The following is a 24,998-nucleotide window of genomic DNA, read 5'->3' as shown; positions in this document are numbered from 1 at the left end:
TGTAATTAAATATCTCGGGGGTGCCAATCGATGAATGCTAGATTAGAAAATTTAATGCAATGGCTAAAAGAAAAAAACGTAGAAGCTGCGTTCTTAACTTCTACACCAAACGTTTTCTACATGACGAACTTCCATTGTGAACCACATGAAAGACTACTTGGTATGTTTGTGTTCCAAGAAAAAGAACCTATTTTAATTTGTCCTAAAATGGAAGAAGGCCAAGCACGTAACGCTGGCTGGGCACATGAAATTATCGGATTTACTGATACTGACAGACCATGGGATATGATTGCAAAAGCAATTAAAGACCGCGGTATCAATGTAAATGCAGTTGCAATTGAAAAAGAACATTTAAACGTAGAACGTTACGAAGAATTAACAAAATTATTCCCAAATGCAGCTTTCAAATCAGCTGAAGAGAAAGTTCGCGAGCTTCGCTTAATTAAAGACGAAAAAGAACTTTCTATTTTACGCGAAGCAGCTAAAATGGCAGACTATGCTGTTGAAGTGGGTGTAAATGCAATTAAAGAAGATCGCAGCGAGCTAGAAGTATTAGCAATTATTGAACACGAATTAAAAACAAAAGGCATCCATAAAATGTCATTCGATACGATGGTATTAGCAGGTGCAAACTCCGCTCTTCCACACGGTATTCCAGGCGCAAACAAAATGAAACGCGGCGATTTCGTACTATTTGATTTAGGTGTAATCATTGAAGGTTATTGCTCTGACATTACGCGTACAGTAGCATTTGGCGATATTTCTGAAGAACAAACTCGCATTTACAACACTGTACTTGCTGGACAACTACAAGCAGTTGAAGCATGTAAACCAGGCGTTACATTTGGTGCAATTGACAACGCCGCTCGCTCTGTTATCACAGATGCAGGTTATGGAGACTTCTTCCCACACCGACTTGGTCACGGACTTGGAATTAGCGTACACGAATATCCAGATGTAAAAGAAGGCAATGAGTCTCTATTAAAAGAAGGTATGGTCTTCACAATCGAGCCAGGTATTTACGTACCAAACGTAGGCGGCGTTCGTATTGAAGATGATATTTATATCACAAAAGACGGATCAGAAATTTTAACGAAATTCCCGAAAGAATTACAATTTGTGAAATAAGAAAAAAGGTAGCGTAATCGCTGCCTTTTTCTATTTCTCTACTATTTCAAATTTCTCTACAATCATTTTTGCTGGATAGCTTTCAAGTATTTGAGAAGACCATACTTTTATTCTATCCCCTGTTTTTAATTGATTATATGCGTCTTTATTCTTAAAACTCAAGACTGTATGTGATGGATGCTCTTCATTCATTTGTTGTTCCATATAATTTTGCAACTCTACTTTTGTTTTAAAAGTTTTATCACTTTCAAAAAATATTGTGCCATTTCTCAATATTACATACCCTTCTTTAGGTTTTTCTTTTACTCCTACTTGCTCTACTGTTTTCGTAGTACACGCTGATAATATGATTAGAAGTACACTTAAAAATATATGAATAGAAATTTTCATATTTCTATTCATTTTTAATCCCTCACTCTTCGCTATTTCCGCTTTAAAACCATCTTCTCTTCATATTTATCATCCTATTTAATCACAATCTCTATCGGTTCATCTTTAGATAAAGGCGCACAACTTACACAAGATGATTTCATTTCAATCCTTGCCCCTTTATGACTTTCTGACGTTTGTGTCATTGTACTAAACGCTTCATTAATAGCAATCTCCAAATTTTTAAATTCTGTATTCCCATCTCCGCCCTTATACTGAAACATAAACATTCCATCTTCACTGTCATCCTTAATATGACCTTTATATTGCCCCGTCCAACTTTTGCTCTCACTAGAAAAAGTAACATACGAAATCGAACAACTTCCTAACAAGAAAATACTAATAAAAAAGAATAATGCTCTCTTCATAATGCCCCTCCATTCAAAAGCACTTATTTATTGTCTATTCCTTCCTTCTATTATACTATTAAAATACAGAATTTTCTAAAATAGGAGGTTTATATGTTACAGCAACAGTTAGAAAAAATTCGTAATAATAATTACATACTGAATAACACACTTAACATTGATTCTTTAAGTTCCAATATGCTTGAGCAAATCGGTGTTACTGATAGCTATTTAAGAGACAAACTTATTTACTCTACTTTTTATCATCTCATCAAACAAGACTACATTTCACACACACACTTACAAAAACTATTATTCGAAAGCATCAGTGAGAAATATTTATTTTATAAGATTCATTCAGAGGACGACGATGCTGTATTTACCCGTGCATTTACGACATTATTAATTGCGCTCATTATTGATGCTGATACAAAACATAATTTCTTATCACAGACTGATATTTCAAATGTAAAAGATAAATTAATTCTATATATGAACAAAGAGCATGATTTCCGTGGGTATGTTCAAGACCACGGCTGGGCACATAGTATCGCTCATGCTTCCGATACATTTGAGGCGCTTGTTAATAATCCTAAGCTGGAAACCTTACATTACGAAGAAATTTTACAAACTTTATTAAACAAAGTTTGTGTCCATTCTATTTACTACAAATATGAAGAAGACGAGCGTCTCGTTTATCCGATTGTCTCAATGCTACAAAATGACCTAAAGGAAGAAGCACTCATATTAGCCCTTCATGACTTAGTAGCTCAATTACAAGTTCAAAAACAAACACTACATATTGAATCGTATGAGTTTCTATATGGAAATATAAAATCTTTCTTACGTGGCTTATTTTTCAGACTACGCACACTGTCTATATGTAAAGAAACCGAATGCGAAATTGAAAAATTATTGCAAGAGCTTCCCAAATATTATTAAAAAAAGAAGGCACCTTAAAAAGTGCCTTCTTCTATTTCACTAATATTTATTTGAAATTTCACGATCCAAACTGAGAAAAGGTGGACAAGAAACGCAATCACCATACATGCTCCACTCAAAAAGGTCAATACAGGATGCGAATACACATGCCCTAAACCATAAGATGCTCCTACGAAAAACATTGTTATGTAAATATAAATTGCTCCATGTATTTGCCTCATATAAGCCTCCTTTTCCCATATTATAACATAAGTTTTCTGATTATTCACATTAATTACTCGTAATCAATATTTCTCAACTGTTACACCTCTAACAGCAGCCTTAACATAGGGTGCTCCTTGCAAACTTTGTAAATCCTCTGTTTTGCCTGTTACGACTACACCGTATATTGGTAATTCTTTTGACTTGAAGTTTTTCATCTCATTATAGTTTGTCTTAAAATATTCTTGATATCCCCCTTTATTTTCACTTAAAGATATCTAAATACAGCTTTTCTTTAAATTTTTTTTCAAAATAAAAAGCACATCTATTTTGATATGCTTCTCTCCAACATACTATTCTATTATTTCATCGCGTCCTTCACAGCATCTTGAATCATAACGACTTCTGTTTTCATATCAACAGACGGCGCTTCTTCCTCAATACATTCATACCAAAACTCTAAGTGCTTTTTATCAATTTCATGATGAGAATTTTCGACAAGAGCCCCGCCTTCTCCTTGCACAGAATACCAATATAAATACTCTTCTCCGTCTCTTATTTCCCGGAAAATTGTCTCTACGTACATCTTTTCGTCGTTTAATGTCAAAAGCACTTCTTTCATATTGTCATTAAGAAGCTGCATCCATTCATCTACACGATGACTTTTACCCTGTTTTACTTTAAATCTAGTTAATTCCACATTCATTTTTATTCCCCCGTTCTCTTACGTACAAATAAACTATATTCTATCGGGTTATGAAAACTTAATTTACTAGCTAATTTTTGCGAAGGAATATTGTCTACGTTACAATCCCAGCACGGTGTAATATCATTTTTTATGCAATGTTCAATGAACCGTGTTGCAACAGCTTGGGCTAATCCTTTCCCTTGATTTGCTTCATGCGTTGCAATATCAATTTCAGCAAATCTATTCCCGTTAAATATCGAGACGCATTCAGCTACAATCATCCTATCTTGCTCTATACAAAAACCAAAGCCACCATTTAAAAATGCTTCTTTTGATCCCCAATACTCTTTGTAATAGTCCTCTGTAAATTCATTGCTTCGTTCTATATCTTCCCTATCAATAAGCTTAACTTCATATGTATTTTTGTTTACATCTCGCTTTCTATCTTCCAAAATCCCTCTTTGAAATTTCATTCGCGGGATTTTCCTAAGCGCATTACTAAAATGCTCTTCAATCATCATTTCCCACTCTGCACTAGAAGTGAATAATGTAAATCGTTTCTCTGTTTTTTCAATAGCCGTTTTTATATACGAAAATACATCTTCGTTATAACTTGAATCATGAGTATCACCAAACAAATAATAAATACCGTTTACTGTGATGATTAGTCCTGCTGTTAACTTCTCGTTTGCAAAAACCTCACCATCTATCATTTGATCACATACCGCATAAGCAAAAGTCGTCGTTCTTGTATAACTTTCTAAAATCGGAAGGATTTTTCCATACTCGGCTACAGATAATTTTTTCATAATTGCTCCACCTTAATCATATCAGCCTCTATATTTTCAAAACAAAGATTTACCGTTCTCTTTAATGCTCTCGTTCTATGAATCGTGCATGCTGGAATTAAAATCGAATCATTTGGCTTTAAAACCGCCGTTTCTCCATCTTGAAAATCGATAAGTAATTCTCCCTCTAACACAATGAATAATTCATCCGAATTAGAATGATAATGCCAATCATATTCACCAGTAAATACAGCGATTCGTAAGCAATGATTATTCACATTTGAAACGACGAAGTTTTTATGTTGATCTTGAATATCCTTTGTTAATTCTAATAGATTTACTGTTTCCATAGTTCTCCCCACCCAATCCGCTCTATCGACTTTTATTTTCCGTTTAATTCCAAATTATCATAAAAATATACATCGCAACAAGCAATATCTCTCGTAAAGTTTTGTTTACTTTTTGTAAAGTTTTATTTACTTATTCCCTAAAAATGGATATAATAAATGTAACAAATTTACAAAAAGGAGACTTTGTATATTTGATACAAAATAAAGTAAAACAATTCCGCGTCGTTAGAGACATCACCCAAGAGCAATTAGCTTCCTCTGTTCAAATCACTAGACAATCCCTCATCGCTATCGAGAAGAATAAATACAACCCGAGTTTAGAATTAGCATTGAAATTATGTGAGTTTTTCAACTGTAAAGTAGAAGATTTATTTCAATTAGATAAAACTGGGGAGGAAAAAGAATGAAAAATACTTTTAATCAAGAATTCTTTTCAGATCTTATCATTTTAGTGTTAGGATCGATTTTTCTTTATTTCAATAGTAGTGATGAAGAAAAGATTCGTTCTGTCCTTCTATTCGCTGCCGTATACATACTCTTAGCCTTGGTACTATTTGTAGTGAAACGAATATTCTTTAAGAAAAAAAAGAACGATTCCGAGAAATATCCATTACCTGAGATGGATGAAAGAATCGAGAAAATGAGTTTAAAACTTATGGCGCAAATTTTCGGCCTATCTCATTTAATCGGTTCTGCAATACTATTTATTTTATATATCACTGACAAAAATTCGATGATACGAGTAGAGTATGCCCTGTATTACTTGTTTGGAATTCTTTTCTTCACAATGATGTTCGGCTTGAAAATTGTGAAGAAATTAGATAATTAATTTAAACAAAAAGACCCTTCCTACAAAGGAAAGGTCTTTATTTTATTTCTATTATGATAAAGCAGGAGCTTTTTCAAGAAGCTCTTTCGCATCAGCGTATTGTAAGCCGTGAGCTTCTGCAACTGCTTCGAATGTTACATATCCATCTAATGTGTTAATACCTTTTAATAATGCAGCATTGCCTAAGCAAGCATCTTTGTAGCCTTTGTTAGCAATTTGTACTGCATATGGTACTGTTACGTTTGTTAATGCAAGCGTTGATGTACGCGGAACCGCACCTGGCATATTTGCAACTGCATAATGAACAACGCCATGTTTTTCGTAAGTTGGGTTGTCATGAGTTGTAATACGATCAGTTGTTTCGAAAATGCCACCTTGGTCAATCGCGATATCTACAACAACAGAACCTGGTTCCATTGATTGAATCATTTCTTCTGTTACAAGTTTTGGCGCTTTTGCACCTGGGATTAATACTGCACCGATTACAAGATCAGATTCTTTTACAGCTTCTGCAATGTTATACGGGTTAGACATTAACGTTTTTACTTGGTTTCCGAAAATGTCATCTAACTGACGAAGACGTTCTGCACTTAAGTCGATGATTGTTACATCTGCACCTAAACCTACTGCAATCTTCGCTGCGTTTGTACCAGCTTGACCACCGCCGATAATTGTTACTTTGCCACGTTTCACCCCTGGAACGCCTGCAAGCAAGATACCTTTACCGCCTTTGTTTTTCTCAAGGAATTGTGCACCGATTTGTGCAGACATACGACCAGCTACTTCACTCATTGGTGCAAGTAATGGTAAAGAACGATTGTCTAATTGTACTGTTTCGTATGCAATTGATACCACTTTGTTATCAATTAATGCTTTCGTTAATTCTGGTTCTGGAGCTAAGTGTAAGTATGTGAATAAAATTAAACCTTCGCGGAAATAGCCGTATTCACTTGCAACTGGCTCTTTTACCTTCATAACCATATCTTGATTCCATGCTTCTTCAGCAGTTTCAACAAGTTTCGCACCAGCTTGTACGTATTCTTCATCTGTAAAGCCTGATCCTATACCTGCTCCTTTTTGAACAAAAACTTCATGACCATTTTGTACTAAATGTACAGCTCCCGCTGGCGTCATTGCCACACGGTTTTCATTGTTTTTAATTTCTGTTGGAATACCGATACGCATTATTAGTTCCCCCTTGAGTTATGAAATGACCCCTGAATCATTTTTTAAAGCGCTTTCTACGCTCTTATATTCTAACATAATATCTCAATATTTGACAAAAAAATAATACAAGTTTTCCGATAGATTTAATCTTACATGAAAGGACAGTATTATCCGTACCTCTCAGTATAAAGGATAAACTGTCCAATTATTAGAAACTTCACTTTATTTAATTCTATCGATGTCTATGAATAACATCAACAGCACCTGTTACTTCAATAATCGTGCCCGTAATCATATCAGAATCGTCCTCACATAAAAACGAAATAGTTCTTGCGATATCTTCACCTGTTCCAGATCTACCAATTGGTGTGTTACTACCTTTCAGATTTCGTGCTTCTTCAATCGTTGCCTCTTTCATTTCACCAATTATATCACCAGGACATACCATATTCGCAGTAATACCGTATTCAGCTTCTTCGTATGCGACTGTTTTCGTTAAAGAAACAAGTCCGACTTTCGCAGCTGCAAAGGCTGAACGATAAATCCATCCAGGCGCACTATCTGCCCCTTGAAATCCATAGTTAATAATACGGCCAAATTGTTGGTTTCTCATAATCGGTACGACAAGTTTTAATAAATGAAACACCGCTGTTAAATTACCCTGGATCATTTCATTCCATTCGTCTTCTTCGTAATCGACTAATTTTTTCCTTTCAAATACGTAAGGACCAGCATTATTAATTAAGAAGTCAATTTTGCCAAAACGGCTCATCGCTTCTTCTACTATTTTATGTAAATCTTCCTTTTTCGTGACATCAGCTTGCACGAACTGTAGACGTTCTTCCATATTTTTATATGTTTCTTTCATTGCTTCCATAGCACTTGTATCGCTATGATATGTTACTGTTACTGAATATCCTTTAGCCAATAACTTTTCTGTTACTTGCTTTCCTAAACCTTTCGTACCGGCTGTAATGAGCGCGTGTCTCACAAACATGCCTCCTTTTAAATTGCTATACTCCATATGTAACAAGTTCTCGCTTCAATTACAACTAAAATGAATTAAAGCAAAGTTTTCAAAATTCTGTAACGTTTCCGACAAGCACATTACCAAAATTTGTTTTATAATAAAGTTGTAAACGGTAATAAAAATGATTGGGAGGAATTTACTATGAATAATACATATACAAATATTTTAATTGCGGTGGACGGTTCTAAAGAAGCAGAAAAAGCCTTTAAAAAAGCAATTCAAGTTGCAAAACGAAACAACGCAACATTAACAATTGCTCATATCGTTGATGTAAAAGCATACTCAGCAGTAGAGGCTTATAGCCGTGCAATTGCTGAACGTGCAAATCTATTTGCGGAAGACTTATTAGAAGACTACAAAAAAACTGCGCTTGAAGCTGGTCTTGAAAAAGTGGAAACTGTATTAGAATTTGGTAATCCTAAATCTAAAATTTCAAAAGAAATCGCTCCAAACCATAAAGTGGATTTAATTATGTGTGGTGCAACTGGTTTAAATGCTGTAGAACGTTTCCTAATTGGTAGCGTCTCTGAACATATTATTCGCTATGCGAAATGCGATGTCCTTGTTGTTCGTGGTGATGAGGAGCAAGGTGATCTTTAATTCATAAATAAAACACCAAGTCCACATAGGCTTGGTGTTTTTCATTTCACAAACTTCACTATAAATACAAGACAAGCCACGACAACAACGGTAACTGCCAACACATAGGGCGGCAGGAACTTCAAAGACCATAGTGCCATCATTATCGTCGCAACCGTTAAGTACGTTTGCTTTGCATCTTCTGTCATTTTTTTACGAAGGCAGAATACATACAAATAACCGATTGGCGGCGTGATAAAGCAAAGAACATATATGATTTTTGATTTCAAATACCACTTTTGTTCGCCAAGTTTCTTTATGTCTTCTTCTATTCTCTTACTCTCTTGTTCTCTCACTTCTTCTTCAATCGGATCTTCCTCTTCTCCTCGCCTTTCTTTCATATAAGGAAGAAAATGCATAAAAAAATAACACGCAAATACGATTGCCCAAAATTCAATATCCAATCTTTCTAGTGGAATATGCTCACTAAAAAATGCAGCAGCAATCACTAAAGAAAAACAATATGTTGTCATCCAAAATGAACGTTTTCTCTTTTTCCGTTCTATTTCTATTTTATCTTGTACATTTTTTCTTTTCGAAAGCCATATCGAAATACAGCAATCTATCACAAATAAAGTAAAGATAAATATCGTAACGTGTACTGTGTCTACATTCTCAAATGAAAATACGATCGGGAATGCAACGTGTAATACAATTAGCGTGTACAAAATTAACCCTACAAAATAAATACGCCTCATTTTCCATTCCTTTCTCATTTCCTAACATTACATTAACATACATTTTTTAGAAATAGACGGACAAAATATATATGTTTAAAAAAGGAGGATGCTACATGGATGATTCTGAACGTATTATTTTAGATGTGAATGGGAAAGAAATCGAAATGTTACATACGATTCGTACTCATTTTAAAGAGAAACATGGTGTGGAACTAAGTAACGGTGCATTGCTTCGAGATTTGATGGATATTGAGTATATTCGAATTACAGAAGATCGACATAAGTATGATTAATCGATACATTTTAAGCCTAGAGCAGATTGCTCTGGGCTTACTTACATCCACATAAAAAATGTTATAATTAGGAAAAATATGGAGGATACGAAAATATGAAATCTGAAAATATCTCAAGACATTTTCATACATTACATGTACAAAGGAACGAGTTCCTTCCTCATCTCCATTCCCTTTCACACGAACAACTATGGTATAGGAAAGAGAACGGAAAATGGTCTATCGGTGAACATTTTTATCATTTATATTTAATTGCAAAGATGCTAAAAGTAGCAATTAAATTTTCTTTCACTCTTATCCCTTATGCCAAATTAAGAAAAAACGCCCCATTTGCAACTGACATACATGACATTTATGCCGAATATAAAGAAAAACACGGTAAAGGAATGAAAGCTCCTTGGATTTTAATCCCTTCAAAAAAAATCTATTACTCTATGAATGTAAACGAATTAGAAGAATTACTTTCACGTGAAACAAATGACATAAAGAAACTAGTTCAAAATATAGAAGAAAATATTGCAGGTCATATCGTATTTTTAGATCCAATTGCTCACTACCCTAACCTTATTCAATCTGTTCAGCTATTAGCGATACATGAGAGGCATCATTTTATGATTATGAAAAACAATTATGAAATGATAGATACATACCTAAAAATCTAAACACAAAAAGGTAAGGTACTTCTAAAAAAGCACCTTACCTTCTATATCACGCATCATTTAACTTCCAACAAACTCTCAAACTAATCCCTTCGCCTTCTCCAAAGCTTTTTCAATTTGCTTAAACCCTGTCCCACCAGCACTATTACGACGTTTCACAGCTGCATATGGTGAAAGAACTTCATACAAATCTTCTTCAAATAACGAACTCAATTCTTTATATGTTTCAAGTGGTACATCTAATAAATAAATGCCTTTTTGTGTGCAATGTAGAACTAACTTCCCAACAATTTCATGAGCTTGACGGAATGGTAGTCCTTTGTTTGCTAAGTAATCGGCAATTTCTGTTGCGTTAGAGAAATCTTGCGTCACAGCTTGCCCCATTTTTTCTTTGTTTACAGTCATCGTTTCAAGCATGCCTGCCATAATATGAAGGCATCCTTCTACTGTTTTTACTGTATCAAACATTCCTTCTTTATCTTCTTGCAAGTCTTTATTGTAAGCGAGTGGTAATCCTTTCATTACAGTAAGCAAGCTAAATAAATTACCATATACTCTACCTGTTTTTCCGCGAATGAGCTCAGCCATATCCGGATTTTTCTTTTGCGGCATAATGCTGCTTCCCGTTGCGTATTGATCGCTCATTTCAATAAATTGAAACTCTTGGCTACTCCATAAAATAAGTTCTTCGCAAAAGCGTGATAAGTGCATCATGAGCATAGATGAGTTACTTAGGAACTCCAGTATGAAATCACGATCGCTTACTGCATCTAAACTATTTTCATAGATTCCATTAAATCCAAGAAGCTCCGCACTATATTCTCGGTCAATCGGGAATGTTGTACCAGCTAGTGCTCCTGCTCCTAATGGTGAAATGTTAATACGCTTTAACGAATCTTCATAACGATTCACATCGCGCTCTAACATCCAAAAGTAAGCAAGAATATGATGCGCAAATGAAATCGGCTGGGCACGCTGCAAGTGCGTATAGCCAGGCATAATTGTTTCAATATTATTTTCCGCTTGATGAACAAGAACAGTTTGCAATTGTTTTGTAGCCTTTATAATATGCTCTACTTTTTCTTTTAAATATAAGTGCATATCTGTCGCTACTTGATCGTTACGGCTTCGGCCTGTATGAAGTTTCCCTCCTACTTCACCGATTTTTTCAATTAACATCTTTTCGATATTTAAATGAATGTCTTCAGCTTCAACTGAAAAATCCAATTTATTTTGTTTCGCTTCTTCTAATAAATATTGAAGACCTATCTTTATTTTCTCGGCTTCTTCTTTCGTAACGATGCCTTGCTTTGCTAGCATCGTTGCGTGTGCAATACTCCCATTTATATCTTGATTTACTAATTGTTGATCGAAGGAGATGGATGCTCCAAATTCCTCAACCCACGCTTCCGCTTCTTCTGTAAAACGTCCGCCCCAAAGTTTGCTCACGCTTCCACCTTCTTTTGATTCACTTGGCTGTATACTTTCGTCGGTAAACCAAATAATGAAATGAATCCAACTGCTGCATCATGATTAAATTCGTCCTGGGCAGTATATGTTGCTAGTTTTTCATCGTATAAAGAGTACTCAGATTTACGTCCTTCTACAATCGCATGACCTTTAAATAATTTCACACGCACTGTACCTGTTACATTCTTTTGCGTTTCTTGTAAAAATGCATGGAGCGCTTGTTTTAAAGGAGAGAACCATAAACCGTTATAAATAAGTTCTGTTATTTTCTGCTCAATCATCGGTTTAAAATGTGCTACTTCTTTTACGTGTGTTAAATCTTCTAGCTCTTTATGTGCTGTGATTAGCGTCATTGCTGCTGGGCATTCGTATACTTCACGAGATTTAATACCGACAAGACGATTTTCTACGTGATCAATACGTCCAACGCCGTGTTTTCCAGCAAGCGCATTTAACGTTTTAATTAATTCTGAAAGTGGATATGCAGTGCCATTTAAAGTCGTTGGTACACCTGCTTCAAAGCCGATTTCTACAAATTCTGGCTTATTCGGTGTATCTTCTAATGCCAATGTCATCTCATATGCATCTTCTGGCGGCGCTGCCCATGGATCTTCTAAAATGCCACATTCGTTGCTGCGTCCCCATAAGTTTTGATCGATTGAAAATGGGCTATCTAAATTAATTGGAATTGGTACATCGTTTTCTTTTGCATATGCAATTTCTTCTTCACGTGACCACTTCCATTCACGTACAGGCGCAATCACTTCTAAGTAAGGATTTAATGCTTGAATAGAAACTTCAAAACGAACTTGGTCATTCCCTTTCCCTGTACATCCGTGCGCAACTGCAGTTGCACCTTCTTGTTCTGCAATTTCCACTAACTTTTTCGCAATAAGCGGACGAGATAATGCAGAGACAAGAGGATATTTCCCTTCGTATAATGTGTGTGCTTGCATTGCCATCAATGCATATTCATTCGCGAATTCCTCTTGAACATCCACCATATACGATTTAATCGCACCTACTGAAAGTGCCTTTTCTTTTACAAATGCTAAGTCTTTACCTTCCCCTAAGTCTAAACAAAGCGCGATAATATCATAATTCTTCTCTTGTAACCATTTAATTGCAACGGAAGTATCAAGACCTCCGGAATATGCTAACACAACTTTTTTCTTCTCCATTTTGCATCCCCCTAAAGAATAAATATTCATTTTCTTTTATAATAATTCACACTTTAACACCTTTTACAAAATGTATCAAGGGTCATTTTCAAATTTTTTCAAACAATTTCATCGAACTTCTTTCTGTTTTTATGTAAAATAGAGGCAGGAAAATGGAGGGATGTCTATGAAAAAGTATTTTATATACAATGAACATCTAGGAATTGAAGTGCCGAACATACAAGAAAAATGGGAAGACATCTCTGAGCAAGCGCAGCATTCTATTTTATTAAAATGGGAACAGGTTCGCGGGAAAATACCTGATCGTATAAAGGAACTTGAGCACCATATTAACGCGAAACAGCACCGCTTAAATAACGAAGAAGACTTCGAAATTTCTTGCAAGCTTAATTCAGAGATTGCCGATCTCGCTTCCATCATTAATGACCTTTGGCTTTGGTATCGACTCACTCAAAATGTATCTGAGGGAAAAGCACACCAATGAAAAAAGCATGCCCCTCAATTACTTTGGGTCATGCTTTTTTGTCGTAACACGATTTACAATATATCTCTTGTGCTGTTTTCGCCAAACACACATCAAACGGACCAACTAATATACTTCTTTCTTTTGGCAACTTTACAAAAGCAACTAGCTCTTCTTCATATTGAATCTTTTTCTGACATGAAACGCATATTAATGCTTTTCTTTTGAACATGTCTTTTAGCATGTCTCCATCCTCCCTTTCATCTATCTATATTAATATAATCTCATAATAATTATAATCTGTAAAAAAATGACACATCACAAAGTAAGGGATTCATATACTATGTACAAAAGGAGGCCTCAAAATTATGCGTGCTTTCATTATTATCGCTTTAACTTTTTTAAGTATCATTAGCTGGGATGCATTTTTTAAAGATAAAAGTGATGAGAACAATACAATTGAATAAAAACCCTTCTTTTCTTACTTATTGGACGAACTTCTAAAAGTTGTCCAGTTCTACGAAATAACTTAGGCTTTTCTACAAAAATATTTAAACATAATATTTTTTGTAGATTCCCTCCGGTTATTGTCGGTTTCCATCCGCATACATTTTTTGAAAGTATGATATAATAATATAAATCTTGAAGGAAGGGATTTTGATATCATGATCGCTCGAAGGAGCATGTGGCATCGTATTGACGAATCATACACGTAGCGTATTTTTCAGCTCAGATACTTTAGTCTAGCGAAAAAAATACGAGAGTGGGGAAATTATGATTGCCCGAAGGATAATTTGGCAAAAAAAAGACTCTTCTTACACATAGCGTTTTGTTTAGGACTTAATTGTTACTAGCTAAACAAAACTAAGAAGAGCAGGATTGCTAAATGAAGAATCCTACTCCACGTTTTGTTTAGTCGTTTTAAGACTTAAACTAAAACGAAGGTAGGGAGAATTGATGGACGAGAGGATTATTCGTTATTTCTTCAGCGACATATAGCGTAGTTAGTTTTTTCGTAAACTAACTGAAAGCTACATGTGAGCTCGTAGTTAGTTTACAACACAACAAGGACTACTAACTACGGAAAGAAGGAATAACGATGAGGAACATCCAAAGTCGACAAATTATTAAAGAAGTTTTTATGGTTTTAATCGGTTCATTTATTTTAGCAGCAGCGCTATATCACATTCACTTCCAAAACCACTTAACAGAAGGTGGCTTTGTAGGAATTGCACTATTCATCCAAAATTTTTATGATATTTCACCATCTATTTCAACTGTATTAATGGATATCCCTATTATTTTACTATGTGCTTCATTTTTAGGTAGAAAAATGGTTGGCTATTCATTCTTAGGTTCACTTTCATTCGGAGCATTTTATTCTCTTATGGAAAATTATTCTCCATTTACGGTAGATTTATCAAATAATTTATTTATAGCTGCAGTAGTTGGCGGTGCGTTAGCTGGTATTGGACTCGGTTTTATATTGCGATTTGGCGGTGCAACCGGTGGAGACGATATTTTAACAATTGTATTAAGTAAACGAACTCGTTTTACAATTGGGCAAATTTTCTTCGTCTTTGACGCGATTGTTCTTGCGCTTTCATTATATTATTTAAATTGGACAGAAATTGCTTTTACTATTCTTTCGATTGCCGTCCAGGCAAAAACGTTGGATTTAATTTACTATCCAAAAACAGAAAAGAAAGCAGCAAAGCAACCAGTATCTATTCCAATGTCCAAAAAACATGCGACAAACTAAAAAGCGAAAGGCTTCGGCCTCTCGCTTTTTTTCATGCTCTCTTTTCTTTTTCTAATATGTAGCGTACTTGATAAAACTTATTTGCAAATTCAGTAACATTCCTCGTTAAGCGATAGTTCACTGTAGAGCCAATCGCCATTCCGAGTACAGGAATGCCTTGGAATACTTTACGACGAAGAGCATAAATCGAAAACGTCTTCAAAATTTGTTTTAACACAACCTCAGTAGAAGCTGGCTTTAACACTGCTTCGTCTCCTTCATAGAAGAATGAATCCTCTTGTTCGAGTTCTCTCAGTAAATTGTACCATGCATATTGCTGAAGTCTCGCCGGCAATAATGCTGTATGGAATACTTTTAATGCAAGCATCATTTCATACGGCTTGTTCACATCATGCCCAAATGATGTCGCAACAAGTTGGACAGCCTTCACATTTAACGCAATCATAACCGGAAAATCAGCCGTTAATAATAATAAACCACCAGCACCAGTTGCTCCGCCTTGTACGAATGAATATAGGCGATGACGTGCTGTTTGCTGCTCTGCTATGTATGTTAATTGATCAATAGATAACGCCTTCAAATCTTCAAGTTGCTCAATTGATTCATCAAATAATCTCGATGTTCCTAAAATACGATTACGTGCATCTAGCTGTGATTGTGAACTTTGAATAAGCGCATGCAAATGAAAGAGCCATCCATCTGCTTTCGTAAAAAAGTCTTTTCGTTTTTTCTCAGGCAGTTTCGCAATTGTCGTATGCAACCACTTATCAAACATCTTTTGAAAATCGGTCGCTTCTTGCTCTACTAATTGCCCTTCCCACTCTTTTATATTGTCTAAAATGGCTTGTTCTCGCTTCGATCGCATCGCAACAACCACCTCGTTCGATTTTTTTCTATTGTAACATATTTCCGCTTGTTCTTTGCAAATATGCTTGTATATCTCTATTCACATACCATTTTTTAATGACATAAAATATTAGCAAAAAGGATGAGATAACTCACATGAATCTATCCAATATAAAACAAAATTATAATGCAGTATTCAGCTTAGGACAAAACTGTTGGCCTGCTTGGGCATTATTTCAATTCAAATTATCACCATTTTTTGGTGTTATTGATTTTATGCTAAGTCCTTCATTAGAGAAAGTAAATTTATTATTACAAAATCGCTTTCACCGTTTTTTAGAATTAGAAAATTTGTCTTTCATCTCATTTTGGGATGATGATGCTAAGTTACGACTAAGAGACACTCTTTATGAAATCGACTCCTGTCATGACTTTAAAACAGATGTAAATACACCCACTTCTTGGCCTTCCTATACAGATATTAAATTAAATTATGAGCATCGGATTAATCGTTTTCTAACTACAATTGAAATGGAAGAATCAATATTATTTATTCGAACTGGAGGAACATATGAAGAAGCACTTTCTCTTGAACAAATTTTATCTCAAATGGTCAAACATAACTTCTCCGTCCTTTTACTACTTCCTGCCGATGTACCAACTATCACCCAAGAAGATTGGGGATTACAAAATATTTGTGTTATAAAATGCCCTATTATGGATGTATACCAGTACAATGAAGCATTTTGGAATGACTTATTTAATGGCATCACAATTCGGCCAAACGCTTAAATACACGTCACCTTTTATCACACCCTGCCTTATAATCATCCTTATACAAAATAAATAAGGAGTGATTATATATGTATCCACGTGCAAAAGCTTTTGGCATCGCTATACATCACGGTCGCCTTCTCGTACAAGAATATCATACAGGCGATGAAACATATTACCGACCTCTTGGCGGATCAATTGAACTTGGTGAAAAATCAGCACATACTGTTATTCGTGAATTTAAAGAAGAGCTTCATACAGAAGTGGAAATCACCAATTATTTAGGCTGCTTAGAAAACATCTTTCATCTAGATGAGGAAATTGGTCATGAAATCATTCAACTATATTCTTCACGCTTATTAGACACGTCACTATATGAAATGGAAATACTCAATATACAAGATGAACAAACAACGTCATATGCAAAATGGGTTCCCATTACTGCATTCATTCAGAAGGAAAAAGTACTATATCCGGATGGAATTTTGAAATATATCCAAAAGAAAAAAGACGAAATCCTATAGGATCTCGTCTTTCTTTTCATATAGTATATTAACCAATATCTCCAAGACGTAGTACGTCGCGAGCGATCATAACTTCTTCGTCAGTTGGAATTACGATAATTTTTACTGGAGAGTGTGGGAAGCTGATGAATGCTTCTTCACCGAATACGTTATTACGTTTTACGTCGAAGTATACGCCCATGTACTCAAGGCCTTCTAATACGCGCTCACGAATAATTGCACTGTTTTCACCTACACCAGCTGTGAAGATGATTGCGTCTACACCTTTCATACGAGCAGTGTAAGAACCGATGTATTTGTGGATACGGCTTACGAATACATCAAGTGCTACTTTCGCACGGTGGTCGCCTTCTTCTTCTTTCGCAATGATGTCACGTAGGTCACTAGAGTAACCAGTAAGACCTAACATACCACTCTTCTTGTTTAATACGCTAACTACTTCTTCTACTGTTTGGCCTGTTTTTTCCATGATGTATGGAATTAACGCAGGGTCAATGTTACCAGAACGTGTACCCATTGTTACACCAGCAAGTGGAGTGAAGCCCATAGAAGTATCGATTGATTTTCCGCCTTCTACTGCTGCGATACTTGCACCGTTACCTAAGTGACAAGAAAGTAGGCTTAAGTTTTCAATTGGGCGACCTAATAATTCAGCCGCACGCTCAGTTACGTATTTATGAGAAGTTCCGTGGAAACCGTATTTACGGATACCGAATTTTTCATAGTACTCATATGGTAAGCTGTATAGGAATGCAGATTCCGGCATTGTTTGGTGGAATGCTGTATCGAATACTGCTACTGCTGGTACGTTTGGTAGTACTTCTTGGAATGCTTTAATACCAACAAGGTTTGCTGGGTTGTGAAGTGGTGCTAAATCGCTTAATTCTTCGATATCAGCTAATACTTCATCAGTAATTAAAACAGAATCAGCAAATTTTTCGCCGCCGTGTACAACACGGTGACCGATACCGCCAATCTCATCAAGAGATTTTACGATTCCGTTTTCAGTTAACTTCTTAAGAAGCATATTAACTGCTACTGCGTGATCTGGGATGTTTGTAATTTCTTTTTGTTTTTCGCCATCTACAGTAATAGTGAAGATACTATCTTCTAAACCGATACGTTCTACTAAACCTTTTGTTAATACTGTTTCACTTGGCATTTCAAATAATTGGAATTTTAAGGAAGAGCTTCCTGCGTTAATCGCGATGATTTTTGACATCTAGTCTTTCGCCCCTTTTTCTCTTGGTAGTTGTGTGGATCATTCCACAAACCGCTCGATTTTATCTAATTAAATTCACTCAATATGAAAACGTTTCATCATCAGTAAATTTTATACTCACGATTTTAATTTAAACATCGTCCGACATATATTTCAAGTGAAAAAATTGTAACACCAAGAAAAAAAATATATTACAGATTTCAAAAAAATTCAGTTAAATCTTGTATATATTAAAAAATATGACAAATCCTATACATCTGTACTACACTAATCACTAACCCTGTTACATATAACTCACCTTATTTATGTGTTGCAAACCAAGTATTTAATTGATCCATAATGTTCTCCATAGCCTTCATGTTAGAGAATTTAGGTAATTCCACTAGTAGTGCCTGTTTCGGCATTGTTACACCCTGGCCTTTCTTTTGGAGAACAAATATACTTTTTGCATTTTTCTCGTTTTTAAACATGGAAACAGGTAGCTGTAACAAACCTTGAATAAAGCATGTTTCTTTAATAAATGCATGTAGTTTTGGCGCTTGATCACTTTCAAAAATGAAGTTTGGTACTAAGAAGAATAAATACCCGCCTTCTTTCGTATGTTTCACACTTTGTTCAATAAATAAATGATGCGCATATGACATTCCTTCATTTGCTTTTAACGTATATTCACTTGCACCGATTTCATTTGGATAGTAACCAATTGGTAAATCTGAAACGACTGCATCAACTGGATCGATATAAAGTGGTGCTAGTCCATCTTGGTGGAAGAATTCAATTGCATGCTTTTGTAAATTCGCATTTACTAAAGCAAGTTTAATTAGCACTTCATCCACTTCTACACCAAATCCACTCATTGCTAGTTCTTCTTTGGCACCATTAAATATTGTAGTCATTAAGTTACCTGTTCCAATTGCAGGGTCTAAAACTGTAATTTCTTTTTGCCCTTGCATAAATTTATGGAATAAATAACTCATGAACATTCCAACTGCATCAGGCGTCATTTCATGATTCGCTTGCACGCCTTCTTTCATTCCTTTTAAAATGGCTAGCTGAAATGCTTTACGAATTTCTTCCCCTTTATATGTTTCTTCATTAAACGTACTATATTCACGATTCAACCTTTCAATTGTTGATTCGGATAATTCCTCTTGTAAAATCGCTCCCTCAAACAAGTTATCACCTGTTTCTACAAGCGCCTCTAAATATGTTACATCTAATTCTTTACGTAAAACTACCGTAGAAGAATCAAAAATAGAAAATAATGTTTCTACTGCCTGACTCACGTACATTCCTCCTTCTCTCATTTACACATAACTTATATCATACCATAATCTAAATTTTTCCCAAAAGAAAAAGCGACCTCTTTTTAAGAGCTCCCTTTTAAGCGATGTATGCTGCAACGTCTTTTCTCATATATTGGTTCAGTTAACAATACATGAGAAAAGACGACCTCTTCTAAAGTAAAACTTTAATGAGAGGTCGTCTTCATTTACATTACTTCGCAGATTTAGCTGCTTCTAATGCTGCTTCATAGTTTGGATGACTTGTACCTTCGCCTACGTATTCTGCGTAAACTACTTTGTCATTGCTATCTACTACGAATACTGCACGAGCAAGTAAACGAAGTTCTTTCATTACTAAGCCGTAAGCTTCACCGAATGAAAGGTCACGGTGATCAGAAAGTGTTACAACATTTTCTAAACCGTTTGCTGCACACCAGCGTTTTTGAGCGAATGGTAAATCAGCGCTAATTGTTAATACTTTCGCGTTTTCAATACCTGCTGCATCTTGGTTGAAACGACGTGTTTGTGCATCACAAACACCTGTGTCGATTGAAGGTACAACACTAATTAATTTCACTTCGCCTTTGTATGTTTCTAAACTTACTGGAGATAAGTCGTTTGCTAATACTTGGAAGTTAGGCGCTTGATCGCCAACTTTAACTTCTGTTCCAACTAAAGTCATTGGGTTACCTTTAAAAGTTACATTTGCCACTTAAAAATCCTCCCTTATTTTAAACAAAATATGTACAATGTAAATGATAGTTTGTCCCTATCGATAATGCAAATAAAATCGCTTTATTTACAAAAAAATAAAGAAGCTAATCCATTGATTAGCTTCTTTACTCGTTAAATTTGAAATTCCGGATCATCTTCTTTTCGTTTATCCATCATTTCTTTCACTTTATCAACAGCTTGTGGTGCTAATTCAATTATTTTGTCAATGACATGTGTTTGTTTATCTAAATGTAAAACTTTCACACCTTCTCCATTTATAACGAGAAAGGCAACAGGATTAATGGAAACTCCACCACCGCTACCTCCTCCAAATGGATGACGGCCTGAATGCTCTACTTTACCAAATTCACTTCCACCAGCAGCAAAGCCAAAACTTACTTTCGAAACAGTAAGAATTACACTTCCATCTGCTGCTTTAATCGGGTCACCAACAATTGTATTTACATCAGTCATTTGTTTTAAATGCTGCATTGCGGTTGTCATTAAACCTTGAATTGGATGGTCCATTCTATATCCCCCCTATGCTTGAACAGATTTATCTGTCATACCAGACTTTTGTTTTCTCATAAACATGAGTAGTTTTACCGCTGTTTTCACAGTACGAAATATATGAAAGGAAGCTGTTAATTCACATCTTGATGCAAATCCCTTCCCTTGAAAAACAGGTGTAATTTCAAATTCTGGTACGTCGACAATATGCATATATTGTCCTACAACTCCAGCAGCCATTCCTTTTGTCCCCCATGCATATCCAGTGACAATTCCGGTACTAGCTGCATCACCTGCACCAATTTGCGTGTGCCATCTCCAACCATTGATTTTCACACGTTTGAGAAAATCTTTAACAATAGTATGAACTTCTTGAAGCTTTTTTATCAGTTCTCCAATGCTATCAAGTTGTGCCATAATTTTATTGTCTATTCCGCCATCTTTCTCAGCTTTTTCGATTTTCTGCCCCGTCTTTTTCTGTTGTTTTTCAATTCTTTCCAATACATCAAACGTATATCGAATCATCCATATTTTCACTTGAAATAAACATTGCTTTTCCATTTCTGAATATAAAAACGTCACCTTAAGCGATATTTTCGATAATAGTATAAGCAAAATAAAAAGTAGAAGAATTATCATTCCAATTACGAGCCATTTCATTCGTACCATCCTTTCACTCCATACCCATTATCGACAAGTTTATTCATCATTAAACAACCTTTGATAAAATTGAATATAAAAATTTTTCTAAAAATAAAAAGGGATTTTGACATTTTATATCGAAATATACTATTTGAGCATATCATTCAGAACACACTCTGATGGTATGCAGCACTAAGACTAGAAAATTTAACTGCAGTGGAGGGATACATAATGGCAAATCGTCGCAATTTATTTTTCTTTTATGGTGATGACAAAGTAACGCTCGTTGAAAAAATGAAACCAATATATCGTATTTTAGAGGAGAATGGATTTACCATATTAGATCATCCAAAAAATGCAAACGCTATCGTCAGCGTTGGAGATGATGGAACTTTCTTACAAGCCGTTCGTAAAACTGGTTTTAGGGAAGATTGCTTATACGCAGGTATTTCTACGAAAGATGAAATTTCTTTCTACTGCGATTTCCACATCGATCACGTTGATACAGCCCTTCAAGAAATTACAAAAAACGAAATTGAAGTGCGAAAGTATCCAACAATTAAAGTAGATGTAGATCACGGTACATCATTCCATTGTTTAAATGAGTTCTCATTACGCTCTAGCATCATTAAAACATTTGTCGTAGATGTACACGTCGACAATTTACATTTTGAAACATTTAGAGGTGATGGATTAGTTATCTCCACACCAACAGGAAGTACCGCTTACAATAAATCATTACATGGTGCAGTTGTCGATCCACTTATCCCATGTTTCCAAGTAAGCGAACTAGCATCTTTAAATAACAACACATACCGTACACTCGGATCACCGTTTCTTTTAAATCACGAGCGCACGTTAACTTTAACACTTAAACCAGATGGCAATGATTACCCTGTCATCGGAATGGATAACGAAGCACTTAGCATTAAGCAAGTGGAGAAAGCCGTTGTTCGTTTAAGCGATAAACAAATTAAAACTGTTAAATTAAAAAACAACTCTTTCTGGGAAAAAGTACAGAGAACATTTTTATAGTATTAAAATAACCGCAGAATTATGGGATTCCATAATTCTGCGGTTATTTATTTCTCAGCTGAAATTTAACGATGTTTCACGATTTTTTTGGAACAGGACAACAGTATATAAAATTATATCAACGATTCCATCCAAAATATCGATTTACCGACAAAAAGTGACTACACCATCAACCTATCTAAAAAGAGGAAGCATCACCAACATGTATTTTCGGAGCCGCTCCCTCAAACTTTTAGACGTTTTTTCTATAAACAATCTTCCCATCAATGACGGTCATTTCTGCCTGTACTTCTTTTATTTCTTCTGCCTCTATCTCAAATATGTTTCGATCTACTATCGTAAAGTCCGCTTCATATCCTTTTGCGATTTGTCCTCGCTTTCCTTCTTTTCCAATTGCATACGCACTTCCTGTTGTAAATAAAGAAACAGCCTCATATACCGTTAATCTTTCTTCTGGGATATAACATACACCATCAATAAAACTTCTACGTGTAACAGCACTATATATACCTAAAAACGGATTCACTTGTTCAATTGGAGCATCAGATCCACCATTGCAGTGTAATCCTGCTTCCAGTAATGTCTTCCAAGCGTACGCATACCGAAGACGATGCTCGCCTAGTTTTTCAATGACTGACGGGAAATCTGATGAAACAAAGACTGGTTGTATATCAATAATAGCTTGTAAGTTTTTCATTCTTTCAATCAACTCTTCACGAGCGAGCTGACAATGAATAATGCGGTCACGTAATCCTTCTGCTGGTGGATGTAATTCAAGCGCATCAATGACATATTCAAGCGATAAATCACCAATTGTATGAATCGCAACTGGCATATGTAAATCTCGTGCTTTTTTCACTAAACCTGCAAGCTCTTCACGTGAGAAGATTGCAACTCCATTTGTTTCCTGCGCATCTTCATACGGTTCACTTAATAAAGCTGTCCTTCCGCCAAAAGAGCCATCAGAAAAAATCTTCATCGCTCCAAATTCAATATAATGCTCATTTTCATATTCTTTTCGTTCATGTGCTACTTCATGGTGAACGAGCAAATGTGCTTTAAATGGCATTTCTTTTATAACATGAGAAAACGCATTATGTGTTTTTCTAAAACCACCGTAATAATTTAAATCTTCCGTATGCCCGCCAACGAGTCCATATTGCCAGCAGTCTGAAATTGCTGTTTGCAAAGCTCTTTGTAAATAAGCTTCATCAATTTCAGGCTGAACATGTTTCATTAATTCTTGTCCTTGTTCATATAAAAGCCCTGTTAACTTATTTGATGCATCCCGGCCAATTTTCCCGCCTTTCGGGTCTTGCGCCGCTTCTGTTATTTTCGCTTGTTCCAATATGTATGAATTCACCCATGTCACGTGACGACAAACACGCTTTAATAAAATCGGATGTTCTTTAGAGATTTCATCTAAATCACGTACATGAACTTGTTTTGTATCTGTAAAATTATTTTCATTCCATCCTTCTCCGATAATCCAAGATCCTTTTGGTGCTTCTTCTACGCGCTTCTGAACAAGAGTAAGCACTTCTTTATAAGATGTACAATTTGATAAATCTAGACGAAGTAACCTCTCCCCATGCCCAATAAGATGCATATGGCTATCAACAAGACCTGGAATCATCGTTTTCCCTTTTAAATCGTACAACTTCACCGCAGAATATCGGTTTTCTAACGCTTCTTTATTCCCCACATCAACAATGACGCCATCTTCGACGTAAACGGCTTCTACTTTTTCATTCTCTTCTCGCATTGTGTAAATGGTGCCGCCATACCAAATTTCTCCCATATGCCCATCCCCTTTTTCCTTTAGTCTACGAAATTAGTACGTATAAAAAAAGCACCATTTCGATTAAAAATGGTGCTTTTCCACAAATTAATTTTGTTCAGTAGGATTCGTTGTAATTTGCCATTCAATGCTAAATTTATCTTTTACTTGTCCGTATGCTGGGCTCCAGAACGTTTCTTGCAGTGGCATAATAACTTCGCCACCTTCTTGTAACTTATCGAATACTTCTTTCGCTTTTTCCGCGTTACTAATTTGAATTGCAATTGTCACTTGAGATCCAATCGCATGCCCTTGACCTGGGAATGTATCAGAAATCATAAGTTTCGTATTACCAACTTTTAAAGTAGCATGTGCAACGCGCTCTTTTGCTTCAGCTGGAATTGGGTATTCTGGATTTTCAGGCATCTCACCAAAAGTTTGCATTACTTCTACTTGTGCGTCTAACGCCTCTTTATAAAGCTGTACAGCCTCTTGCCCACCACCATCTAAAACTAAGTACGGATTAATACCTAAAATCATACGGACACCTCTTTTTTAAATTTATAAATCGAACTTATGTTCGTTTTATAATATCATACATGTAACATTTCATTCAACT

General features: G+C 35.5%; 32 protein-coding genes and 1 pseudogene. 12 read left to right on the top strand and 21 right to left on the bottom strand.

The features are described 5' to 3' along the window. Positions 1-30 precede the first annotated feature (30 nt). Entirely contained in the window at positions 31-1,128 is a 1,098-nt protein-coding gene (pepQ, locus tag SJY24_RS07250; RefSeq protein ID WP_377864244.1) for a Xaa-Pro dipeptidase, read from the top strand. A gap of 30 nt (positions 1,129-1,158) precedes the next feature. Here pepQ and SJY24_RS07245 read toward each other — a convergent pair whose 3' ends face one another. Together SJY24_RS07245 and SJY24_RS07240 are read right to left on the bottom strand one after the other, a co-directional pair. Further along, positions 1,159-1,530, bottom strand: a complete 372-nt coding sequence (locus SJY24_RS07245) for a DUF3221 domain-containing protein (RefSeq protein ID WP_377864243.1) — start codon at positions 1,528-1,530, stop codon at positions 1,159-1,161. A gap of 62 nt (positions 1,531-1,592) precedes the next feature. Then, positions 1,593-1,925: a hypothetical protein gene (locus SJY24_RS07240; protein WP_377864242.1), complete on the bottom strand. Its 333-nt coding sequence runs from the start codon at positions 1,923-1,925 to the stop codon at positions 1,593-1,595. A 93-nt stretch (positions 1,926-2,018) separates the two neighbouring features. Here SJY24_RS07240 and SJY24_RS07235 point away from each other — a divergent pair, with 93 nt between their 5' ends. After that, a complete protein-coding gene (locus tag SJY24_RS07235; RefSeq protein WP_377864241.1) occupies positions 2,019-2,846 on the top strand; it encodes a DUF2785 domain-containing protein in 828 nt (275 codons plus the stop codon). Between the two features lie 14 nt (positions 2,847-2,860). Here the strand turns inward: SJY24_RS07235 and SJY24_RS07230 are convergent, their stop codons facing one another. The 5 genes and pseudogenes from SJY24_RS07230 to SJY24_RS07210 form a co-directional block, all read right to left on the bottom strand. Beyond that, complete coding sequence (locus SJY24_RS07230) at positions 2,861-3,067, bottom strand: hypothetical protein (RefSeq protein ID WP_001248910.1); 207 nt, start codon at positions 3,065-3,067, stop codon at positions 2,861-2,863. Between the two features lie 63 nt (positions 3,068-3,130). Next, positions 3,131-3,322 (bottom strand): annotated as a pseudogene (locus tag SJY24_RS07225) (anti sigma factor C-terminal domain-containing protein); the annotation flags it as partial. Between the two features lie 86 nt (positions 3,323-3,408). Next, positions 3,409-3,753, bottom strand: a complete 345-nt coding sequence (locus SJY24_RS07220) for a DUF6176 family protein (RefSeq protein ID WP_377864240.1) — start codon at positions 3,751-3,753, stop codon at positions 3,409-3,411. Positions 3,754-3,755: 2 nt separating this feature from the next. Further along, positions 3,756-4,544, bottom strand: coding sequence for a GNAT family N-acetyltransferase (locus tag SJY24_RS07215; RefSeq protein WP_377864239.1), 789 nt, complete (start codon positions 4,542-4,544; stop codon positions 3,756-3,758). Then, the gene (locus SJY24_RS07210) at positions 4,541-4,873 is read right to left on the bottom strand and encodes a cupin domain-containing protein (RefSeq protein ID WP_377864238.1); all 333 of its coding nucleotides are present in this window, start codon (positions 4,871-4,873) and stop codon (positions 4,541-4,543) included. Before SJY24_RS07210 ends, SJY24_RS07215 begins: the two co-directional genes overlap by 4 nt. A 191-nt stretch (positions 4,874-5,064) precedes the next feature. Between SJY24_RS07210 and SJY24_RS07205 the strand changes: the two genes are divergently transcribed. Together SJY24_RS07205 and SJY24_RS07200 are read left to right on the top strand one after the other, a co-directional pair. Next, positions 5,065-5,280: a helix-turn-helix transcriptional regulator gene (locus SJY24_RS07205; protein ID WP_000615651.1), complete on the top strand. Its 216-nt coding sequence runs from the start codon at positions 5,065-5,067 to the stop codon at positions 5,278-5,280. Beyond that, complete coding sequence (locus SJY24_RS07200; RefSeq protein ID WP_377864235.1) at positions 5,277-5,702, top strand: hypothetical protein; 426 nt, start codon at positions 5,277-5,279, stop codon at positions 5,700-5,702. Before SJY24_RS07205 ends, SJY24_RS07200 begins: the two co-directional genes overlap by 4 nt. A 51-nt stretch (positions 5,703-5,753) precedes the next feature. Here the strand turns inward: SJY24_RS07200 and ald are convergent, their stop codons facing one another. Both ald and SJY24_RS07190 read right to left on the bottom strand, forming a co-directional pair. Further along, positions 5,754-6,887 carry an alanine dehydrogenase gene (gene ald / locus SJY24_RS07195; RefSeq protein ID WP_001219388.1) on the bottom strand — a complete coding sequence of 378 codons (1,134 nt, stop codon included), beginning with the start codon at positions 6,885-6,887 and terminating at the stop codon, positions 5,754-5,756. A 214-nt stretch (positions 6,888-7,101) separates the two neighbouring features. Beyond that, on the bottom strand, positions 7,102-7,893 hold the full coding sequence (locus SJY24_RS07190; protein ID WP_377864233.1) for an SDR family oxidoreductase: 792 nt from the start codon (positions 7,891-7,893) through the stop codon (positions 7,102-7,104). Positions 7,894-8,040: 147 nt separating this feature from the next. Here SJY24_RS07190 and SJY24_RS07185 point away from each other — a divergent pair, with 147 nt between their 5' ends. After that, positions 8,041-8,499, top strand: a complete 459-nt coding sequence (locus tag SJY24_RS07185) for a universal stress protein (RefSeq protein ID WP_001066676.1) — start codon at positions 8,041-8,043, stop codon at positions 8,497-8,499. A 41-nt stretch (positions 8,500-8,540) separates the two neighbouring features. On the opposite strand, the gene SJY24_RS07180 is transcribed toward SJY24_RS07185, so the two are convergent. Then, positions 8,541-9,236, bottom strand: a complete 696-nt coding sequence (locus SJY24_RS07180) for a hypothetical protein (RefSeq protein WP_377864232.1) — start codon at positions 9,234-9,236, stop codon at positions 8,541-8,543. A 95-nt stretch (positions 9,237-9,331) separates the two neighbouring features. On the opposite strand from SJY24_RS07180, the gene SJY24_RS07175 reads away from it, so the two are divergent. Both SJY24_RS07175 and SJY24_RS07170 read left to right on the top strand, forming a co-directional pair. Further along, positions 9,332-9,511 carry a ProA domain protein gene (locus SJY24_RS07175; protein ID WP_377864230.1) on the top strand — a complete coding sequence of 60 codons (180 nt, stop codon included), beginning with the start codon at positions 9,332-9,334 and terminating at the stop codon, positions 9,509-9,511. Between the two features lie 95 nt (positions 9,512-9,606). Then, positions 9,607-10,173 carry a DinB family protein gene (locus SJY24_RS07170; protein ID WP_377864228.1) on the top strand — a complete coding sequence of 189 codons (567 nt, stop codon included), beginning with the start codon at positions 9,607-9,609 and terminating at the stop codon, positions 10,171-10,173. Between the two features lie 75 nt (positions 10,174-10,248). Here SJY24_RS07170 and argH read toward each other — a convergent pair whose 3' ends face one another. Both argH and SJY24_RS07160 read right to left on the bottom strand, forming a co-directional pair. After that, positions 10,249-11,619 carry an argininosuccinate lyase gene (argH, locus tag SJY24_RS07165; protein ID WP_377864227.1) on the bottom strand — a complete coding sequence of 457 codons (1,371 nt, stop codon included), beginning with the start codon at positions 11,617-11,619 and terminating at the stop codon, positions 10,249-10,251. Then, positions 11,616-12,821 carry an argininosuccinate synthase gene (locus tag SJY24_RS07160; protein ID WP_377864226.1) on the bottom strand — a complete coding sequence of 402 codons (1,206 nt, stop codon included), beginning with the start codon at positions 12,819-12,821 and terminating at the stop codon, positions 11,616-11,618. Before SJY24_RS07160 ends, argH begins: the two co-directional genes overlap by 4 nt. A gap of 166 nt (positions 12,822-12,987) precedes the next feature. Between SJY24_RS07160 and SJY24_RS07155 the strand changes: the two genes are divergently transcribed. Continuing rightward, positions 12,988-13,305, top strand: a complete 318-nt coding sequence (locus SJY24_RS07155; RefSeq protein WP_367630531.1) for a radical SAM protein — start codon at positions 12,988-12,990, stop codon at positions 13,303-13,305. 28 nt (positions 13,306-13,333) lie between these two features. On the opposite strand, the gene SJY24_RS07150 is transcribed toward SJY24_RS07155, so the two are convergent. Next, positions 13,334-13,528, bottom strand: a complete 195-nt coding sequence (locus SJY24_RS07150; protein WP_377864225.1) for a hypothetical protein — start codon at positions 13,526-13,528, stop codon at positions 13,334-13,336. A gap of 855 nt (positions 13,529-14,383) precedes the next feature. Between SJY24_RS07150 and SJY24_RS07145 the strand changes: the two genes are divergently transcribed. Further along, positions 14,384-15,046: a YitT family protein gene (locus tag SJY24_RS07145; RefSeq protein ID WP_001244528.1), complete on the top strand. Its 663-nt coding sequence runs from the start codon at positions 14,384-14,386 to the stop codon at positions 15,044-15,046. 31 nt (positions 15,047-15,077) lie between these two features. On the opposite strand, the gene SJY24_RS07140 is transcribed toward SJY24_RS07145, so the two are convergent. After that, a complete protein-coding gene (locus tag SJY24_RS07140) occupies positions 15,078-15,911 on the bottom strand; it encodes an EcsC family protein (RefSeq protein WP_377864223.1) in 834 nt (277 codons plus the stop codon). Between the two features lie 137 nt (positions 15,912-16,048). On the opposite strand from SJY24_RS07140, the gene SJY24_RS07135 reads away from it, so the two are divergent. Next, positions 16,049-16,684, top strand: a complete 636-nt coding sequence (locus tag SJY24_RS07135) for a DUF1796 family putative cysteine peptidase (RefSeq protein ID WP_377864221.1) — start codon at positions 16,049-16,051, stop codon at positions 16,682-16,684. Between the two features lie 71 nt (positions 16,685-16,755). Further along, complete coding sequence (locus SJY24_RS07130) at positions 16,756-17,190, top strand: NUDIX hydrolase (protein WP_377864220.1); 435 nt, start codon at positions 16,756-16,758, stop codon at positions 17,188-17,190. 28 nt (positions 17,191-17,218) lie between these two features. On the opposite strand, the gene ackA is transcribed toward SJY24_RS07130, so the two are convergent. The 5 genes from ackA to SJY24_RS07105 all read right to left on the bottom strand — a co-directional run bounded on the left by ackA (position 17,219) and on the right by SJY24_RS07105 (position 21,591). Further along, entirely contained in the window at positions 17,219-18,412 is a 1,194-nt protein-coding gene (gene ackA / locus SJY24_RS07125) for an acetate kinase (protein ID WP_098499778.1), read from the bottom strand. A 299-nt stretch (positions 18,413-18,711) separates the two neighbouring features. Next, positions 18,712-19,698 (bottom strand): class I SAM-dependent methyltransferase, encoded by a 987-nt coding sequence (locus SJY24_RS07120; protein ID WP_141535301.1) that lies wholly within the window; start codon positions 19,696-19,698, stop codon positions 18,712-18,714. A gap of 211 nt (positions 19,699-19,909) precedes the next feature. Next, positions 19,910-20,410: a thiol peroxidase gene (gene tpx / locus SJY24_RS07115; RefSeq protein WP_000024524.1), complete on the bottom strand. Its 501-nt coding sequence runs from the start codon at positions 20,408-20,410 to the stop codon at positions 19,910-19,912. Between the two features lie 134 nt (positions 20,411-20,544). Next, entirely contained in the window at positions 20,545-20,940 is a 396-nt protein-coding gene (gene ytfJ / locus SJY24_RS07110) for a GerW family sporulation protein (protein WP_000350005.1), read from the bottom strand. Positions 20,941-20,952: 12 nt separating this feature from the next. Beyond that, positions 20,953-21,591 carry a DUF2953 domain-containing protein gene (locus SJY24_RS07105; protein ID WP_000252006.1) on the bottom strand — a complete coding sequence of 213 codons (639 nt, stop codon included), beginning with the start codon at positions 21,589-21,591 and terminating at the stop codon, positions 20,953-20,955. Positions 21,592-21,795: 204 nt separating this feature from the next. On the opposite strand from SJY24_RS07105, the gene SJY24_RS07100 reads away from it, so the two are divergent. Continuing rightward, positions 21,796-22,599: an NAD kinase gene (locus tag SJY24_RS07100; RefSeq protein WP_071748321.1), complete on the top strand. Its 804-nt coding sequence runs from the start codon at positions 21,796-21,798 to the stop codon at positions 22,597-22,599. A gap of 232 nt (positions 22,600-22,831) precedes the next feature. On the opposite strand, the gene SJY24_RS07095 is transcribed toward SJY24_RS07100, so the two are convergent. Both SJY24_RS07095 and SJY24_RS07090 read right to left on the bottom strand, forming a co-directional pair. After that, positions 22,832-24,400: an amidohydrolase gene (locus SJY24_RS07095; protein ID WP_377864218.1), complete on the bottom strand. Its 1,569-nt coding sequence runs from the start codon at positions 24,398-24,400 to the stop codon at positions 22,832-22,834. A gap of 87 nt (positions 24,401-24,487) precedes the next feature. Further along, positions 24,488-24,919, bottom strand: a complete 432-nt coding sequence (locus SJY24_RS07090; RefSeq protein ID WP_377864217.1) for a VOC family protein — start codon at positions 24,917-24,919, stop codon at positions 24,488-24,490. Between the last annotated feature and the right edge of the window lie 79 nt (positions 24,920-24,998).

Source organism: Bacillus sp. R86525 (assembly GCF_042466195.1).
Lineage (GTDB): Bacteria > Bacillota > Bacilli > Bacillales > Bacillaceae_G > Bacillus_A > Bacillus_A nitratireducens.
The sequence above is the reverse complement of the archived record's forward strand: the minus strand, read 5'-3'. Positions and strand labels throughout refer to the sequence as shown.

What these genes read in the sequence shown, in the direction of transcription:
- pepQ (WP_377864244.1), top strand. Translation starts at nt 31, where the DNA reads ATGAATGCTAGATTAGAAAATTTAATGCAATGGCTAAAAGAAAAAAAC.
- SJY24_RS07245 (WP_377864243.1), bottom strand. Translation starts at nt 1,530, where the DNA reads ATGAATAGAAATATGAAAATTTCTATTCATATATTTTTAAGTGTACTT.
- SJY24_RS07240 (WP_377864242.1), bottom strand. Translation starts at nt 1,925, where the DNA reads ATGAAGAGAGCATTATTCTTTTTTATTAGTATTTTCTTGTTAGGAAGT.
- SJY24_RS07235 (WP_377864241.1), top strand. Translation starts at nt 2,019, where the DNA reads ATGTTACAGCAACAGTTAGAAAAAATTCGTAATAATAATTACATACTG.
- SJY24_RS07230 (WP_001248910.1), bottom strand. Translation starts at nt 3,067, where the DNA reads ATGAGGCAAATACATGGAGCAATTTATATTTACATAACAATGTTTTTC.
- SJY24_RS07220 (WP_377864240.1), bottom strand. Translation starts at nt 3,753, where the DNA reads ATGAATGTGGAATTAACTAGATTTAAAGTAAAACAGGGTAAAAGTCAT.
- SJY24_RS07215 (WP_377864239.1), bottom strand. Translation starts at nt 4,544, where the DNA reads ATGAAAAAATTATCTGTAGCCGAGTATGGAAAAATCCTTCCGATTTTA.
- SJY24_RS07210 (WP_377864238.1), bottom strand. Translation starts at nt 4,873, where the DNA reads ATGGAAACAGTAAATCTATTAGAATTAACAAAGGATATTCAAGATCAA.
- SJY24_RS07200 (WP_377864235.1), top strand. Translation starts at nt 5,277, where the DNA reads ATGAAAAATACTTTTAATCAAGAATTCTTTTCAGATCTTATCATTTTA.
- ald (WP_001219388.1), bottom strand. Translation starts at nt 6,887, where the DNA reads ATGCGTATCGGTATTCCAACAGAAATTAAAAACAATGAAAACCGTGTG.
- SJY24_RS07190 (WP_377864233.1), bottom strand. Translation starts at nt 7,893, where the DNA reads ATGGAGTATAGCAATTTAAAAGGAGGCATGTTTGTGAGACACGCGCTC.
- SJY24_RS07185 (WP_001066676.1), top strand. Translation starts at nt 8,041, where the DNA reads ATGAATAATACATATACAAATATTTTAATTGCGGTGGACGGTTCTAAA.
- SJY24_RS07180 (WP_377864232.1), bottom strand. Translation starts at nt 9,236, where the DNA reads ATGAGGCGTATTTATTTTGTAGGGTTAATTTTGTACACGCTAATTGTA.
- SJY24_RS07175 (WP_377864230.1), top strand. Translation starts at nt 9,332, where the DNA reads ATGGATGATTCTGAACGTATTATTTTAGATGTGAATGGGAAAGAAATC.
- SJY24_RS07170 (WP_377864228.1), top strand. Translation starts at nt 9,607, where the DNA reads ATGAAATCTGAAAATATCTCAAGACATTTTCATACATTACATGTACAA.
- SJY24_RS07160 (WP_377864226.1), bottom strand. Translation starts at nt 12,821, where the DNA reads ATGGAGAAGAAAAAAGTTGTGTTAGCATATTCCGGAGGTCTTGATACT.
- SJY24_RS07155 (WP_367630531.1), top strand. Translation starts at nt 12,988, where the DNA reads ATGAAAAAGTATTTTATATACAATGAACATCTAGGAATTGAAGTGCCG.
- SJY24_RS07150 (WP_377864225.1), bottom strand. Translation starts at nt 13,528, where the DNA reads ATGCTAAAAGACATGTTCAAAAGAAAAGCATTAATATGCGTTTCATGT.
- SJY24_RS07145 (WP_001244528.1), top strand. Translation starts at nt 14,384, where the DNA reads ATGAGGAACATCCAAAGTCGACAAATTATTAAAGAAGTTTTTATGGTT.
- SJY24_RS07140 (WP_377864223.1), bottom strand. Translation starts at nt 15,911, where the DNA reads ATGCGATCGAAGCGAGAACAAGCCATTTTAGACAATATAAAAGAGTGG.
- SJY24_RS07135 (WP_377864221.1), top strand. Translation starts at nt 16,049, where the DNA reads ATGAATCTATCCAATATAAAACAAAATTATAATGCAGTATTCAGCTTA.
- SJY24_RS07130 (WP_377864220.1), top strand. Translation starts at nt 16,756, where the DNA reads ATGTATCCACGTGCAAAAGCTTTTGGCATCGCTATACATCACGGTCGC.
- ackA (WP_098499778.1), bottom strand. Translation starts at nt 18,412, where the DNA reads ATGTCAAAAATCATCGCGATTAACGCAGGAAGCTCTTCCTTAAAATTC.
- ytfJ (WP_000350005.1), bottom strand. Translation starts at nt 20,940, where the DNA reads ATGGACCATCCAATTCAAGGTTTAATGACAACCGCAATGCAGCATTTA.
- SJY24_RS07105 (WP_000252006.1), bottom strand. Translation starts at nt 21,591, where the DNA reads ATGGTACGAATGAAATGGCTCGTAATTGGAATGATAATTCTTCTACTT.
- SJY24_RS07100 (WP_071748321.1), top strand. Translation starts at nt 21,796, where the DNA reads ATGGCAAATCGTCGCAATTTATTTTTCTTTTATGGTGATGACAAAGTA.
- SJY24_RS07095 (WP_377864218.1), bottom strand. Translation starts at nt 24,400, where the DNA reads ATGGGAGAAATTTGGTATGGCGGCACCATTTACACAATGCGAGAAGAG.
- SJY24_RS07090 (WP_377864217.1), bottom strand. Translation starts at nt 24,919, where the DNA reads ATGATTTTAGGTATTAATCCGTACTTAGTTTTAGATGGTGGTGGGCAA.